Annotated in this window: 10 protein-coding genes; 4 read left to right on the top strand and 6 right to left on the bottom strand. The window is 69.3% G+C overall.

Features of this window, described 5'->3' with window-relative positions:
• Genes A6048_RS03460 through trhA form a run of 3 tightly spaced genes read left to right on the top strand, consistent with a single transcriptional unit; the run spans position 1 to position 3460 of the window.
• Entirely contained in the window at positions 1-1065 is a 1065-nt protein-coding gene (locus A6048_RS03460; protein WP_107748786.1) for an acyl-CoA dehydrogenase family protein, read from the top strand.
• Positions 1062-2747 (top strand): AMP-binding protein, encoded by a 1686-nt coding sequence (locus A6048_RS03455; protein WP_107748785.1) that lies wholly within the window; start codon positions 1062-1064, stop codon positions 2745-2747. The genes A6048_RS03460 and A6048_RS03455 overlap by 4 nt, the downstream gene beginning before the upstream one ends.
• A gap of 20 nt (positions 2748-2767) precedes the next feature.
• Positions 2768-3460, top strand: coding sequence for a PAQR family membrane homeostasis protein TrhA (gene trhA, locus A6048_RS03450; RefSeq protein ID WP_235027391.1), 693 nt, complete (start codon positions 2768-2770; stop codon positions 3458-3460).
• A 189-nt stretch (positions 3461-3649) separates the two neighbouring features.
• Here trhA and A6048_RS03445 read toward each other — a convergent pair whose 3' ends face one another.
• The gene (locus A6048_RS03445; RefSeq protein WP_200837326.1) at positions 3650-4756 is read right to left on the bottom strand and encodes an NAD(P)H-dependent flavin oxidoreductase; all 1107 of its coding nucleotides are present in this window, start codon (positions 4754-4756) and stop codon (positions 3650-3652) included.
• Positions 4757-4758: 2 nt separating this feature from the next.
• Complete coding sequence (locus A6048_RS03440; RefSeq protein ID WP_107748783.1) at positions 4759-6396, bottom strand: acyl-CoA synthetase; 1638 nt, start codon at positions 6394-6396, stop codon at positions 4759-4761.
• A 76-nt stretch (positions 6397-6472) separates the two neighbouring features.
• On the opposite strand from A6048_RS03440, the gene A6048_RS03435 reads away from it, so the two are divergent.
• Positions 6473-7279: a crotonase/enoyl-CoA hydratase family protein gene (locus A6048_RS03435; RefSeq protein ID WP_107748782.1), complete on the top strand. Its 807-nt coding sequence runs from the start codon at positions 6473-6475 to the stop codon at positions 7277-7279.
• Between the two features lie 18 nt (positions 7280-7297).
• Here the strand turns inward: A6048_RS03435 and A6048_RS03430 are convergent, their stop codons facing one another.
• The 4 genes from A6048_RS03430 to A6048_RS18180 form a co-directional block, all read right to left on the bottom strand.
• Positions 7298-8758: an aldehyde dehydrogenase family protein gene (locus tag A6048_RS03430; RefSeq protein ID WP_107748781.1), complete on the bottom strand. Its 1461-nt coding sequence runs from the start codon at positions 8756-8758 to the stop codon at positions 7298-7300.
• A gap of 124 nt (positions 8759-8882) precedes the next feature.
• Complete coding sequence (locus A6048_RS03425) at positions 8883-12734, bottom strand: beta strand repeat-containing protein (protein WP_159110241.1); 3852 nt, start codon at positions 12732-12734, stop codon at positions 8883-8885.
• 542 nt (positions 12735-13276) lie between these two features.
• On the bottom strand, positions 13277-14374 hold the full coding sequence (locus tag A6048_RS03420) for an Ig-like domain-containing protein (protein WP_159110240.1): 1098 nt from the start codon (positions 14372-14374) through the stop codon (positions 13277-13279).
• A gap of 686 nt (positions 14375-15060) precedes the next feature.
• Complete coding sequence (locus A6048_RS18180) at positions 15061-15915, bottom strand: hypothetical protein (protein WP_146166373.1); 855 nt, start codon at positions 15913-15915, stop codon at positions 15061-15063.
• Positions 15916-16025: the final 110 nt, after the last annotated feature.

Below are 16025 nucleotides of genomic sequence, written 5' to 3'. Positions count from 1 at the left end.
ATGGATTTCCACATCGACGACACCACCCGTGAGCTCTCCACGCTCGTCCGCACCATGGGCGAGCAACTGGTCACCGACGACTCCCTGCGCGAGCTCGACGCCCGCTTCGGCCCCGGGACCGAGGCCGACGGCGGACGAGACCACTCCACCGCCCGGTTCCACGCCCGGTACTGGGACGAGCTGGTCCGCGCGGGCGTGCCCGCCGCCCTCGCCCCGGAGTCGCTCGGCGGCGCCGACCTGGGCGTGGTGGGCGAAGCCCTGGTCCTGCGCGAGCTCGGCCGGGTCCTGGCGCCGGTTCCGCTCTCCCCCGCGATCCGCGCGGCTCACCTGCTCGACCTGGTGGGAGGGTGCGATCCGGACCTCGCCGAGGGCATCGCCACAGGACGCGTCATCGCGGCGGTCGCCGACCCCGACTCCCCCGAGGTCGACTGGGCCCCCATCGCCCACGCCTACCTGCGGCCCACGCCGGAGGGTCTGATCATGCCGGCCGAGTTCGATGTCGAGCGCACCATCCCGGTGGACTTCTCGTGCGCGGGACTCGTCACCTGCGCGACGGTCCGCGCCGAGCGTCTCGCCGAGGGGGCCGCGGAGGTCGACGCCCTGCGCCGCCGCGTCCACCTGGCGGCCTACCAGTGGGGCGTGATCGAGGCCGCGCTGGAGCGCACCGCCGCGTACGCGAGCACCCGCCACCAGTTCGGTCGGCCCATCGGGTCCTTCCAGGCCGTCGCCGCGAGACTGGCCGACGGCTCGATCGACGTCGACGCCGTCCGGCTGAGCACCCTGCGCGCGGCCTTCGAGCTCGACGCCTGTAATGGGGAGCCCGGCGCCCCCGCCCACGCCGCGGTGGCCTCAGCCCACTTCTGGGCCTGCGACGCCGGGCACCGCCTCGCCCACACCGCGGTCCACGTCCACGGCGGCGTGGGGCTGGACCGCTCCGAGCCCGCCCACCGCTACTTCCTCGCGGCCAAGGCCGGGGAGTTCCGCCTGGGCGGGGCCACCCGGCAGCTGATCGACCTCGGTGCGGTACTGGCCGAGAACGGGGACCCCTGGGAGTACTCCGCGTGAACGCCCCCGTCCGGACCATCGCGGACGTCGCCGCCGGGCCGTACGCCTCGGTGGCCGAGGCGGTGGTCGCACTGCGCGACGTGCGGGACCGCGGCATCTTCTCCGACGGCGAGTTGACGCCCTGGTCGCAGGCGGTCGGTGAGGTGGCGGTGCGGATCGCGGCGCTGCGGGAGGTGCTCGGCTTGTCGTCGTCATCCTCGTCGTCGGCGTCGCCGGCCTCGGCGTCTCCACCCCACGTCGGGCTGCTCCTGGCCGGCACACCCGAGTACCTCCACCTGCTCGGTGCGGCCGCGTGCTCGGAGATCGTCGTGGCCGGGCTCAACCCCACCCGCCGTGGCGCGGCCCTGGCCCGGGACGCCGCGCTCGCCGACTGCGCGCTGATCCTCACCGACACCGACCACGCCGTTCTGCTCGACGGTCTGTCGATCGACATCCCGGTGATCTCGGTGGACTCCCCGCAGTGGGCGGACCTGCTCGCGCGGCACGCCGACGCCGCGCACCCGGACCTCTCCGGGGCTCCCGCGGGGCCCGACGACCTGGTCGCCCTGGTCTTCACGTCGGGTACCAGCGGCGATCCCAAGGCGGTGCGGATCACCCAGTCCAAGATCTCCGTCCCCGGTCGCATGTTGGCCGACAGGTTCGGGATCGGTCCGGACGACTGCGTGTACAGCGCCATGCCGCTGTTCCACTCCAACGCGGTGATGGTGGCCTGGCCGATCGCCCTGTTCACGGGCTGCTCGATCGCGCTGCGTCGCCGGTTCTCCGCCTCCCAGTGGCTCGACGACGTCCGCCGCCACGGCTGTACCTTCGCCAACTACGTCGGGGCGCCGCTGTCCTACATCCTCGCCACACCGGAGAGACCAGACGACGCGGACAACCCGATGCGCGTGGTCTACGGCAACGAGGCGCCGGCGGAGGTGCGCCACGAGTTCGCCCGGCGCTTCGGCGTGACCGTGGTCGACGGGTTCGGCTCGAGCGAGGGCGGGGTCTCGGTGTCCCGCACGCCGGACACCCCCGACGCCGCGCTGGGCCCGTTGCCCGCCGGCGTGTCGATCGTCGACCCGGAGACCGGTGCATCGTGCCCGCGAGCCCGGTTCGACGACGCCGGGGTACTGCTCAACGCCGACGAGGCCGTCGGCGAGCTGGTCGCCGACGGACCCGGCCTGTTCGCCGGCTACTGGGGCGACCCGGACGCCGACGCCGAACGCATGCGCGGGGGGCGGTTCCATTCCGGGGATCTGGCCTATGTCGACGACGACGGGTGGGTGTATTTCGCGGGCCGATCCGGTGGCTGGATGCGGGTCGACGGGGAGAACCTGGCCGCCGCGCCGGTCGAACGCGTCCTGCGACGCCATCCCGATCTGGTCGAGGTGGGCGTGTACGCCGTGCCGGCGGGCGAGGTGCGCGGACCGGGCACGATCGGCGACGCCGTCGCCGCGGCGGTCGTCCTGCGGGACGGGGCGGAACCGTCCGAGGTGGCGGCCGGCATGGGGGAGTTCCTCGCCGAGCAGTCCGACCTGGGTCCCAAGCAGTGGCCGTCGCTGTTGCGGGTGACCGCGGGGCTGCCGCGCACGGCGAGCTTCAAGTTCCGCGCCCGCGACCTCACCGCGCTGGGCCCCGACCCCGCCGGCGACCGTGTGTGGGCGCGTGTGGACGGTCACAGGACGTTCACGCCCGTGTGAGGTGGCGGTAGGTTCTGCGTGTGAACTCCGCTGCACACCCGAGGCCCGAGGGGGACGACGACGACTTCGGCGTCCCCGCGCTACCCGAGAAACCGCTGCTGCGCGGGTGGATCCACGCCGGGACGCTGCCGGTGGCCGTGGTCCTCGGCGTGGTCCTCACCGTCTTGGCGGACGGGACCGCGCTGAAATGGGCGTGCGCGGTGTTCCTGGCCACGTCGTCGCTGCTCTTCGGGATCTCGGCCCTCTACCACCGCCGTACCTGGGGCCCGGAGGCCACCGCGCTGTTGCGCCGGCTGGACCACTCGAACATCTTCCTGCTCATCGCGGGCACCTACACCCCCATGACGGTCGCCGCGCTCGACCCCCCGGCCAGCACGATCCTGCTGGTGATCGTGTGGACGGGCGCGCTGATCGGTATCGCGTTCCGCCTGTTCTGGTTGTCGGCGCCCCGGTGGTTGTACGTGGTGCTGTACATCGTCCTGGGCTGGACGGCGGTGTGGTTCGCCGGCGACCTCGTCGAGGCCAACCTCGTGGGGGTCGCACTCGTGGTCGCCGGCGGCGTGGCCTACACGGGCGGGGCCGTGGTCTACGGGCTCAAGCGGCCGAATCCCGTTCCCGGGGTCTACGGCTTCCACGAGGTCTTCCACACCTGCACGGTCATCGCGTTCGCCTGTCACTGGGCGGCGATGTTCCTGTTCATCACGCAGTCCTGAGCCGCCCCACGGCGCGTGGGCGGGCATCCGCGGCCGCGCCTGTACGCCCAGAACACAGCCGCCCCCGGCGATGAACTCTCGCGTGCGCATCGGTGCGGGCGAGGGTTCATCGACGGGGGCGGCAGTGAAAGAAATGCGGACGCGCGGTGACGTGGGCCCGGGGTGGTCAGCCCAGGGTGGTCAGCGTGATCAGCCGAGGGTGCCGCGCAGGCGCTCCACCGCCGCCTCGTACTCTCTCGCGATCTGGTCCATCGTCTCGGCGACCGGGACGACACCCTCCAGGGACCCGATGATCTGGCCCGCCGGCATGGCCACGACCTCCGGATCCTGCGCCTCCGAGATCCGCTGGTGCGCCTCCGCGACGAGGATGTTCTGCAGCGGCATCGGCAACGGACTCGGCGCACCCTCGGCCGCCCACGCCTCGGTCCACTTGCTCTTGAGCAGGCGCGCGGGCTTGCCCGAGTAGATGCGGGTGCGGACGGTGTCGGCACTGGTGGCCGCGACGAGCGCCTCCTGCATCGCCTTGGAGCCGCCGTCATCGCCGTACTCCGCGGCGGTGAGCCACCGGGAGCCCATCCACGCCCCCTCGGCACCCATGCCGATCGCGGCCGCGACCTGCGAGCCGCTCCCGATCCCGCCGGCGGCCAGCACGGGCGCGCGCCCGTCGAGCGCGGCGACGATCTCCGGCACCAGAACGAGGGTCGCGACCTCGCCGGTGTGGCCGCCGGCCTCCCCGCCCTGGGCGATCACGATGTCGACGCCGTTGTCCACGTGCGCGAGCGCGTGCTTCTTCGCACCGGCGAGCGCCGCGACCTTGATCCCGTTGGCGTGCGCGAGGTCCACGATGTGCTTGGGCGGGGAGCCGAGCGCGTTGGCGATGAGCACCGGGCGGTGCTTGAGCGACATCTCGACGTGCGCCTCGGCGACCGAGTGGAGCCACCCCAGGACACCGGCGTTGTGCTCGGCGTCGTCACCGAGGGGCGGCACCCCGAGGTCGTCGAGGACCCGGGAGACGAACGCCTTGTGCTCCTCGGGGATCATCGCGGCGATGTCGGTGGTGCTGCCCTCGGTGGGCACCTTGTTGGGCATGACGATGTCCACGCCGTACGGCTTCCCGTCCGTGTTCTCGTCCATCCAGGTCAGGACCTCGTCGAGCTCGGCCGCGTCGTTGTAGCGGACGCACCCGAGGACGCCCATACCGCCGGCGCGCGTCACCGCTGCGGCGACCGCCTTGGACGGGGTGAAGGCGAAGACCGGGTACTCGATCCCGAATTCCTCCGCGAGGGGGGTACGGATGCTCACTTGCTGATCTCCTGGCTGTCGTCTGCGGGGCGGGACGCGGCGATCTCCGCGGCCCACCGGTAGTCGGGTTTACCCGCGGGATTGCGCTTGACCGACTTCTCGACCCACAGCGCTCGCGGGCACTTGTAGCGGGCGATCTCTCGCCGCGCGTGGTCGTTCAGCTCGTCGATCGGCGGGCACTGGCCGTCGCGAGTGTGGAGCACGGCGGCGACCTTGTGACCCATCCGCTCGTCGGGAACGCCGATCACGAGGGCGTCGTACACGTCGGGGTGCGTCTTGAGGGCGGCCTCGACCTCCTCCGGGTGGACCTTCTCGCCTCCGGTGTTGATGGAGACCGATCCGCGACCGAGCATCGTAACGGTGCCGTCGGACTCGACCCGGGCGTCGTCGCCGGGGATCGAGTAGCGCTTTCCGCCGAATGTCTTGAACGTGGCCGCGGTCTTGACCTCGTCCTTGTAGTACCCCACCGGGATATGCCCGGTGCGCGCGACCTTGCCGATGACATCGGACCCGGGCTGGACCTCGTTGCCGTCGGGGTCGAGGACCGTGGTCTCACCGTCGATCTTCACGCGGGGTCCACCGGTGTGGGTCTTGCCCTTCTCCGCGAGCGCGATGCCGGAGAAGCCGGTCTCGGAGGACCCGATCGAATCCGAGAGCATGACGTTCGGGAAGGCCTCGATGAACTGGTCCTTGACCGAGGGCGAGAACAGGGCCGCGGAAGACCCGATGTAGAACAACGACGACGACTCGTACTTCTCCGGGTCCCATTCCTCGATCAGGGGACGCGCCATGGCGTCTCCCGTGATGAACAGGAGATTGATCTTGTGCTCGGTCACGGTCCGCCAGACGGTCTCGGCGTCGAACTCCGGGATGAGCACGCTGGTGTGGCCTGCGAACAGTGCCATGAGGATCGCCCATTGGGCGCCGCCGTGGATGAGCGGGGGCAGTGCGGCGCGGACCAGCACGCCACCGTCGACCGCCTTGTTGGCCAGCTCCCACTCGTCGGCGACCTTCTCACCGGTGAGGAAATCGATGCCGCCGCCGAGGACCATGAACACGTCCTCCTGCCGCCACATCACGCCCTTCGGGGAGCCCGTGGTGCCGCCGGTGTAGAGCATGTAGATGTCGTCGTTCGAGCGCTCACCGAAGTCGCGCTCGGGCGACTGCGCCGCCAGCGCATCGTCGTAGTGGGCGACGGAGACCCCGTCGGGTGTCTGCGGGTCAGGGGTGTCGGTGCCGTCCTCGATGACAAGGCAGTGCCGGACCCCCGGGGTGTTGGGCAGCGCCTGGGCGAGTACGTCAGAGTAGCGGCGCTCGTGGATCACCACGACGGAGTCGGAGTTGTCGAGCAGGTACTCGAGCTCGGCCGGGACGTACCGGTAGTTGACGTTGACCATGACCGCGCGGATCTTGAAGATCGCGACCATCGCCTCGACCGCCTCGATGGTGTTGCGGCTGTAGACCGCTACCTTGTCGTCGGGCCCGACGCCGACGGACCGGAGGTGGTGGGCGAGCCTGTTGGCCCGTTCCTCCAGTTCCCTGAAGGTGAAGGACCGCCCCTCCTGGACCAGGACGACCCGGTCCGGAACGCGATCGACACTGTGCTCGACGAGATCTCCGATGGTGTACGCCATACACCTAAAGTAGAACGTGTTACCGTCGGCCGTGGGCGAAAGCCGTGAACCCGTGTAACTAATTTTTGGAGGCCCGATGACCCGCGTCGAGACGCCCGAGGACCAGCACCTGCTCACCGAGCGGCGCGGCCACGTCCTGATCGTCACCATGAACCGACCCGAGGCCCGCAACGCCCTGTCCGGCCCGATGATGCGCGGCATGGAGGCGGCATGGGACCTGGTGGACTCCGACCCGGACATCCGTGCGTGCATCCTCACCGGTGCGGGCGGGTACTTCTGCGCGGGCGCAGATCTCAAGGCAATGAACAAGGACGCTCCGGGCGACAAATTCGCGGGTGGGGGCTGGGACCTGACCCGTCTGCCCGCGCTGCTCAAGGGGCGCCGGCTGAGCAAGCCGCTCATCGCCGCGGTCGAGGGCCCGGCGATCGCCGGCGGGACCGAGATCCTGCAGGGCACCGACATCCGGGTCGCCGGTCGCTCCGCGAAGTTCGGCGTCTCCGAGGCCCGCTGGGGCCTGTACCCCCTCGGCGGCTCCGCGGTGCGGCTCGTGCGTCAGATCCCGTACACCGTCGCGATGGAGGTCCTCATGACGGGCCGCCACCTGACCGCCGAGGAGGCGGAGCGGTTCGGGCTGATCGGCCACGTGGTCGAGGACGGCACCGCCCTGGACAAGGCCCTGGAGATCGCCGAGCTCATCGCCGCGAACGGGCCCCTCGCGGTGCAGGGGATGATCGAGACCATCCGCCGCACCGAGGGCATGCACGAGGAGGAGGCCTTCCGCGTCGACGCCGAGGTCGGCGGTCGGGTCTTCGCCTCGGCCGATGCCAAGGAGGGCCCGCGCGCCTTCGCCGAGAAGCGCAGGCCCGAGTTCCGCGGAGAGTGACCAGGGGCCCGGACCCGACTAGCGACCCAGCCGGGTCCGGGCCTTCATCACCCCGAGGTACCCCGAGGCCAGCCTCTTCTTGCCCGCCGTGAACGGGGGCGCCATGAACTGCGAGACGTTGACGTCATAGGAGTGCATCGCGACCGCCCGCTCGTGGGTGAACGTCCGGAATCCGTAGTGCCCGTGGTAGCCGCCCATCCCGGAGTTGCCGACCCCGCCGAAGGGGATGCCCGGAGACGCCATCCCGATGCCGAAGTCGTTGCCGTAGATGTTTCCCGAGCGGGTGCGGTCGGCCACGGTGTCGAAGCGGCTGTTCTTCTGGCCGTACCAGTACAGGACCAGCGGACTGGGCCGCTCGGTGATGTAGCGGACCGCCTCGTCGAGGCTCCGGTAACCGAAGACCGTCAGCACGGGCCCGAACACCTCGTCCGAGTCGATCTCCATCTCGGGGGTCACACCGGTGAGCAGGGTGGGTGCGATCTTGCGGACGCCCGCGTCCGGCAACTGCTCCCCCGCCGGGGCGGCGTCGCGCCTGACTGCACCCTTGGCCACGGCGTCGTCGATCAGGCCGACGATGCGCTCGTAGTTGGACGTGTTGACGATGGCGGTGTACTCGGGGTTGCCCACGATGGCCGGCAGGGTGCGGCGCCACTGGTCCAGGACGGTGTCGCAGAACGTCTCCAGCTCTTCCTGGGGAACGAAGACGTAGTCCGGGCACATGCACACCTGGCCGCCGTTGATCATGCGGGATGCCGCGATGCCTCGCGCGGCGCGGTCGAGGTCGGCGCTGGAGTCCACCACGACGGGGTTCTTGCCGCCCAGTTCGAGGGTGACCGGGGTGAGGTTCTCCGCGGCGTCCCTGGCGACGGACTTGCCGACGCCCGGGGAGCCGGTGAAGAACAGGTGGTCGAACGCAAGCGTGGAGAAGTCGGAGCCGCGCCCGTGCTCGGGTCCGGCGACGGCCAGTTCGTCGACGGCGAAGTACTCGGGAGCCCGCCTGCAGAGCACCTCGGTGGTATGAGCGGTGACCGACGACGGCCGGATCATCACCCTGTTGCCCGCGGCGAGCGCCGACCCGGCCGGGACGATCGTCAGATACAGGGGGAAGTTCCAGGGGCCGATGATCCCGACGACCCCCTTGGGATCGTGGCGGACCTGCTGGGTGAACCCCACCGCGTCGAGGACCCGGGAGACCCGCGTCGGCCTCATCCACTTGGCGAGGTACCCGCGCTGATGATCCAGGTCCGGGATCGACGAGGCGATGTCGGTGATCGTGGAGAACGTCTCGGGCCGCGAGCCGTAGTCCTCGCGGATCGCCTCGGTGAGTTCGGCCGCGTTGTCCAGGACGAGGTGCTTGAGCCGCTGGATCCGATCCCGCCGTATCCCGGCTCCGGGCTGCGGGTCGGCGAGGAACGCCTGCTGCTGCCGCTCGAGGATCTGGGCGAGCGTGAGATCACGGGCGGTCGGGGTTCTGGTCATGCGTCCAGGGTAGGTCGCGGCAGATGACCGGCGCCATAGGTACGACGACGACAACGCCGAGGGCCCGCCTCCCCCGGAGAGAAGGCGGGCCCTCGGATTCGCGACGGATCAGCCGAAGGTTAGGTCAGCCCCCAAGCGAGCTCAGCGATCCGGATGAGCCTGACGAGCCGCCGGCCCCGCCGAACAGACCCCCGAGGGAGCCCATGTCGAGCGAGCCGTCGTCGTCATCGTCGTCTCCGCTACCGGGAACGGGCCGGACGGTGACCGCCGTCGTGACGGTCTGATCACCCACGGTGACCTCCAGGACGGTCTGTCCCTCCGCGGCCGGTGTCCAGCCACAGGTGGCGGTCCCGTCCTGGTTGAGGGTGACCCGGCATATCTCGGTGCCGCCGGAGACGATCACGACTTCCTCTCCCGCGTCACCGGCGACCTCGATCTCGACCGTCTGCCCGGCCACCGGCTGAACCGGGGTCAGGGTGATGGTGGGCTCGGTCGGGTCCACGGCCTCGGGCTCGACCTGTAGCTCGCCACCGGCGGCGGCGCCGGAGGTGTTTCCGGCCTCGTCGGTGGCGGTCACCGTCACTTGGTGGCCGTCCATGGCCTCGGCGACATCAAAGGCGCACATGAACATGCCGCCCGTCGCGGTGGTCTCGCAGACCTCCACGCCGTCGACAAGCACCGCCACCGTCGAGTCGGCCTCAGCCGAACCCGTCACCGTGACCGTCTGGCCGGCGGTGGCCGGTTGGGGCGCGATGGAGATCCCGATGGGCGCCCCGGGCGCCTCGGTGTCGGGTGCCGCCGCGACCGTGACGGAGGTGGCCGCGCCCGACTGCGATGATCCGGTCGCGTCGTCGCCTAGATAGTGCGCGATCACAGCGACTGTTCCGGCCGCAGCCGGGGTCCACTCGCAGTTGACGGCGCCGTCGGTTGCGAGCTGGCCGGTGCACAGCACCGTCGTGCCCTCGCGAAATTCGACTGCTACGCCCTGGGTTCCACCTGTCACGGTGGCCGACAACTGCACCGGCTCCCCGGCGGTGGCCCCGGACGAGGCCGCGACGCCGGAGGTCGAGGTTGCGGCCAGTCCGACCTCGATGGTCTCCGAGTCGGACTCCGATCCGGCGACGGTGTCCGTGCCCGCGTACGCGGCCGTTGCGGTGAGATCGCCCGTCGTCGCGGGCGCGGTCCAGGCGAAGGTGGCCTGGCCTGCACTGACGGTCGGAGAGCCGATCACCGTGCCGTCCACGGCGATGTCGACGGTCTGGCCGTCAGCGATGCCGGTGGTGATGATGGTGAACGTCACCGACCCGCCGACCTCGACCGGGCTGGTGGCCTGCAGGTCGACTGTCGAGACCGTCTTGCCCACGGAAATGCTGGTTGCGTTGACCGACTGTGAGGCGCCGGTGGTGGCATCGCCCGGGTAGTGCGCCCGCACTGTGACCGTTCCGACGACGGCCGGAGTCCAGTCGCAGCTGGCGGTGCCGTCAGCTGCGAGCTGGCCGGTGCACAGTTCCGTAGTGCCGTCGCGGAACACCACGCCGATACCCTCGGCGCCTCCGTTGACGGAGGCCGTCAGGGTGACGGGTTGCCCGATGGTCGCCCCGGTGGGCGCGGTGACCCTGGAGATCTGGGTGGCGGTCTCGTCGACCGTGATGGTCAGCGCATCGGACTGGACGGGCGAGACCGTGCCGGAGCCCGCGTAGCCGGCCCTGATTTCGAACTCACCGGTCTCGGTGGGCGTCCACGAGTAGGTGGCCGCGCCGCCGGTGACCGTGGCCTGGCCGACGACGTCCCCGTCTACGAGGATGTCCACCGTCTGGCCGTCTGCGATCCCCGACGTGGTCAGGTCCAGCACCGCGGGCTGGCCCGGCTGCACCGACGCGGGGCCGGACAGCGCCATCGTCGACGAGGCCATGCCGACCGTGACATCGAGGGTGACGATCTGGGACGGCACTCCGTTGAGCTCGGCCACCGTCTTGATCTGATTCCCGCCGACCGGCAGGGTAGCCAGGTCGCAGGAGAACGAGCCATCGGCGCCGGAGATCACCGTGCACTCCTCGCCGCCATCGACATAAACGTAGACCCTGGAGCCGGCGGGTGCCTGACCGGAAACGGTGACGACGTCCGCGGTGGTCGGGGCCGCTGGTGTCGCGATGAGCCCGGTGGGCGCGGCCACCGTGCCCTGTCCGACCTGCACGGTGGTGGAAGCCGGGGACTCTGAGGCGGAGGTGGTGTCGTTACCGGGGTAGTGCGCTGTCACCGCGACGTCCCCGATCTCCCCCGGGGTCCACGAGCACGCGGCGGTGCCGTCAGCCCCCACCTGGGAGTTGCACAGCACGGTGGTGCCCTCGCGGAACTCCACGTCGGCGCCCTGGGTGCCGCCGGTGACGGTGGCCGTGAGGGTCACCGCAGCGCCGGTGACCGGATTGGATGACGCGGTGACGACCGAGGTCGCGGTCTCGACGCTGGTGACGACGACGAGAACGGGATTCGACTGCGAAGCGCCCACATCGTTCGAGCCGGCGTACTCGGCCCGGAGCTCGTACTCGCCGGTGACTGCCGGGGTCCACTGGATGCTGGCCTGCGCGCCGGCAACCTGAGCGGTATCGACCTCGGTGCCGTTGACCGTGAAGCTGATGCTCTGGCCGTCGGGGACGCCCGTGGTGTGAGCGGTCAGCGAGGAGGTCTGGCCAACAGTCACCGGCGACGGCGCCGCCAGTTCGATGGCCGACTCTCTGGCCTGGACGCTGATGGTGGTGGCGGTGGGCGAAGACGCGGGATTCGTGGTGGCGGTGCCCGGGTAGTGCGCGGTCACGTTGTACTCACCGGTCGCGTCGGGGGTCCAGAAGGCGGTGGCGACGCCGCTGCTCGGGAGAGTCACAGCCGCCAGGATGGTGTCGCCGTCACGGAACTCGATGGTCTGGCCTGCGGCACCACCAGCGATGCTCGCGCTGAGCGTCAACTGCTCCCCCACCGTCGCCGTAGCGGGCGCGCCGACGACGGAAGCGGATGTCTGAACGAGCCCCACGGTGCCGGAGACGGGGTCGGAGGAGGAGGCCGCGTATCCACCCGAACCGAGGTAGTCGGCTGTGAGCCTGTAAGGCTGGCCGGCCTGCCCGGTGGACGGCGTCCAGCTGAATGTGGCGACGCCGTCCTCGACGGCGCCGGTGCCGACCACCGTGCCGTAGTTCGAGAATTCGACGGTGTCTCCGTCGTTGCCGTTCTCCACGGTGGCAGTAAGAGTGGAGGGCCGGCCCGGCACGGGGGTCGGGTCGGCGGTCAACGTGGTGGACGTCTGTTGGATCGGGTCGATCACAGTGACGCCGACCTGCTGGGATTGCGATCCGGCCACCGTGGCAGAGCCTCCGTACCTCGCCTGAACGGTGTAGTCACCCGCCGTGGCTGGCGTCCATGACGTGTACGTCGCCGAGCCATCGTCAACGTCTGCGGTACCGAGCGACTGCCCGCCCACGAGGAATTCGACGGGCTCGCCGTCGGGGATGCCGGTGGTGGTGGCGGTCAGCGGGACCGCGGACCCCGCCATGGCGGGCGAGGCGGCACCGACGGACACCGTCGAGTCGGATTTGACTACTTCCGCGGACACGACCGAGGACGACGACGCGCCGTGAGTGTTGGTCTCAACGGTGCGCGCCTGGACTTCATAGGACCCTGGGGCTCCTGCTGTCCAGCTGAATGCAGCGGCACCTCCCGATGCCGGCGCAGAGCCGACCACGGAACCATCGACGATGAACTCGAGGGTGGTTCCGTCCGGGGCGTCGGTGGTCGCATTCAGATTCGTGGACTGACCGATGACGACAGACTGGGGTTGATTGATCGACGTCGCCGTGGCTTTGCGCTGCACAGTGACAGTGGGGCCGAGCGACATCGAACCCCGGTACGAGCCGGCAACTGACGCGAACTCCGCACCCCCGGTCAGGACGCTTCCGGCGCCACACAGCACGCGGTAGTCCGTCTCCATCCAGAACCACGGCCCGACGCCGGACCCGCTCCAAGCGGCGCGATTCCCCGAGAATGAGAACTGGCTATTCGACTCAGTGATCAGAGCTCCCCCGGATGCCTGCCCCCTGGTCGTCCCGGCAACCCGCTCGAAACAGGACGGCACGTCGCTCCGGACCCCGTAGAGCAGATCCAGATTGGAGGTACGTTGCACATTGGTCCGGACCGTCACCTGATCCCCATACGCCGGCGACGCCTCACTCACCGTCCGATCGATACGGAAACTCGACGCGAATGCACCCGAGTACGTAGCGCTGGCCGTTACCGGCTCCGCAGTGGCGACCCCCGCCCCGCCCACGACCAGACAGCCCACGGCCAAGCCAACGGAGCAGACTGCCGCTGTAGTCCGTCGTGCCACTTGTCGAATCATTTCCTGTCTCCCCGCTTGTCGAGCACATTGCGCTCTTGTCCTGCTGCCATCGCGCTTTCCGAACCCCAGCGTTCTGGTCCGGCCGCTCGGCGCCCCGCCCCGTTCCGGGGACGGGGCACCGAGCAACTTGTCAGTCAGCTCCCGAGTGAGCTCAGGGCCCCGGCTCCGCCGGCGCCGCCACCCAGAGAGTCAGTCAGCGAACCGAGACTGCCCGTGGCCGGGTCGGTCGGCTCCGGGTCCGGGTCGGGCTCCGGGTTCACGACCTGCGGCGTGATGATCGCCTGCCTGGTGCCCTGCGAGGACAGGTAGACGCCATGTCCGGAGAAGACAGCGCGGACAGTGCGCTCTCCGTCGGTGGTCGGGTTCCACGGAAGGGTCGCCGTGCCGTCCGACTGGACCGGGGCGGTGCCGATCAGGTTGTTGCCGTCGTAGAAACTGACTATCCCACCGGCCATGCCCGCATTGACCACGGCCCTGAGCGTGATCTGCTGCCCTACGGGTGTGGTCGCGATCGGATCCAGCGTTGTGGTGGTCGCCACGTCGCTCGGATCGGCAGCGGCCACGGTGACGGGGATCGCCCCATTGGACGGGGCCACGCCGCTGCGCCCCGAGAAGTTGGCATCGATCGTGCGTTCGCCTCCCGCCGACGGAACCCAGTCGATGCTCGCGGTGCCGTCTTCTCCGACAGGCGCCGCGCCGATCTGGGCACCCTCGTCAAGGAATACGACCTCGCCACCGGCGCCCGCCGGCGAGACCGACGCGGTGAGTTGCGTACTCAGTCCGACCTTCGGTGTGCCCGTGGCCACGACTGTCACGGTGGAAGCGACGTTGCTCGGCGAGACGATCACCTCACGTACCTGCGACACAGAGCCTCCGTGGGTGCCGGTCTGCGCAAAACTGGCACGAACCTGCTTGGCACCCGCGCCGGACGGCGCCCACGGAAGCGTCGCCTGATTTGCTGAGACAGTGGCATTGCCGACGTTCTGGCCATCCACGTTGAAGACGACCTGACCACCATCGGGGACGCCGGAGGTCGTGACCCTCAGTGTGACCTGCTGGCCGACCTCCGGGTTGGTGGGCTGTGCCAGAAATACCGAGGTGCCCATACGCTGGACGGTGATGGTCGGGCCGAGCGACATCGAACCCCGGTACTGGCCCGCGACGGAGGCGAACTCCGCACCCCCGGTCGGGACGCTCCCCGCGCCACACAGCACGCGGTAGTCCGTCTCCATCCAGAACCACGGCCCGACGCCCGGCCCGTTCCAATTGGCGCGATTTCCCGAGAATGAGAACTGGCTATTCGACTCAGTGATCAGAGCTCCCCCGGATGCCTGCCCCCTGGTCGTCCCGGCAACCCGCTCGAAACAGGACGGCACGTCGCTCCGGACCCCGTAGAGCAGATCCAGATTGGAGGTACGTTGCACATTGGTCCGGACCGTCACCTGATCCCCGTACGTCGGCGACGCCTCACTCACCGTCCGATCGATACGGAAACTCGACGCGAATGCGCCCGAGTACGTGGCGCTTGCCGATACCGGCTCCGCCGAGGCGACCCCCGCCCCGCCCACAATGAGTGCAGCGCCCGCCATTGCGGCCGCGCTCGCTCCGGCTACCCCCCGGGCAGTCTTTCCGTTCCTCATGAACCCCTCCTGGTCTTCATGAACCCCCGTACACGGATCGACGCTGATCGCCGAAGACACAGTGCGCACGGTGTGACGTACATAACAATAACGAAGTCGACGCGAGAAACAAATACTCATCTGAACACGAGTCCATGACGCTAGCCTGTCGTGTCCGTGCCTTCTGTAGTGCACCAACCAAAGCCAGCTTGAGCACCAACCAACTGAGCGCTTGTCAGATTGGCGCGGAGAACTCGAGTCGTGTCGGCGGAGAATCTGACGCGGCGAGTCCAACAGTTCTAGATCTTGGTCAGTACGCACGACTCCGGATCCACGGCCCGGGTCTCGACCGCATCGGTCACTTCGAGGACGCCATCCCGTACCTCAAGTGTCGAACCCTTGCGGACCAGGACCGAACACTTCGGTGCACCCGCGCCGGAGACCACCAGCCTGGTGTCGTCGGCGATCTCGGCCTCTCCTCCGCCGGATAGACGCACCGGTGTGCTCGGCGCCTGCGTCGTGGTCGTGATCGCGAGGGGAGAAGTCGACGGCGTGTGGGTCGATGTCGGCGTCGGCGTCGGCGTCGGCGTCGGCGCGGATCTCGCTCTGGTCGACGGTGTCGCGGTCGCCGATGGACTCGGCACCGTTGTCACAGTAGAGCGCGAAGTTGCTGGCGGCCGCGCAGTCACCGCAGGCGTCGACAACGGCGACGGCGACGCCTCGCTCGTCTCGTTGGCGGTCGGGGCACGCGTCTCCTCGGACGACTCCGCCCCGGCCACCGCGACCACTTCAGCCTGGTCTTCTTCCACCTGCTCGACGTCGGCTGCCAGCCCCGAGCGTTGAGCCATCACCACGGTCTGCTGCCCGGCCGACGCGGGTGCTGGCAGCGCCGGGTTCCACTCGGAGGTGTTCTCCCATGGCTGGTTCGGGGCGTCGTACCGTGGGTCACCGGTGCAATAGGTATAGGTGATGGTCGATGAATAAACAGTATGGCTACTGAAGCCAGAGGATACGATTCCCGGCGCGTTTGGGTTGATTGTATGAACGCGGATACGCGTGGTCCTGGCGGTTACGCCGACCTGGATTTCGCCCGATGATGTCTCGTTGGTCTCGTAGCTCCTAAAGACCTCGCCGTTACCGTTTGCCCAGTCCACCCGGTATCGATACGTCTGTGATTCCAATCCCGGGGCGGGTGTGGGAGGATCCCAGCTCACGGTAGAATTCTGCCAAAGAAATCCTGATTTAGTAGAACACCGGATATTAG

This window comes from Dietzia psychralcaliphila, assembly GCF_003096095.1.
GTDB lineage: Bacteria > Actinomycetota > Actinomycetes > Mycobacteriales > Mycobacteriaceae > Dietzia > Dietzia psychralcaliphila.
The sequence above is the reverse complement of the archived record's forward strand: the minus strand, read 5'-3'. Positions and strand labels throughout refer to the sequence as shown.

Excerpts from the sequence above, each read along its gene's own strand:
- A6048_RS03460 (WP_107748786.1), top strand. The coding sequence starts at position 1 with ATGGATTTCCACATCGACGACACCACCCGTGAGCTCTCCACGCTCGTC.
- A6048_RS03440 (WP_107748783.1), bottom strand. The coding sequence starts at position 6,396 with ATGGCGTACACCATCGGAGATCTCGTCGAGCACAGTGTCGATCGCGTT.
- A6048_RS03435 (WP_107748782.1), top strand. The coding sequence starts at position 6,473 with ATGACCCGCGTCGAGACGCCCGAGGACCAGCACCTGCTCACCGAGCGG.
- A6048_RS03430 (WP_107748781.1), bottom strand. The coding sequence starts at position 8,758 with ATGACCAGAACCCCGACCGCCCGTGATCTCACGCTCGCCCAGATCCTC.
- A6048_RS03425 (WP_159110241.1), bottom strand. The coding sequence starts at position 12,734 with ATGGAGACGGACTACCGCGTGCTGTGTGGCGCCGGAAGCGTCCTGACC.
- A6048_RS03420 (WP_159110240.1), bottom strand. The coding sequence starts at position 14,374 with ATGGAGACGGACTACCGCGTGCTGTGTGGCGCGGGGAGCGTCCCGACC.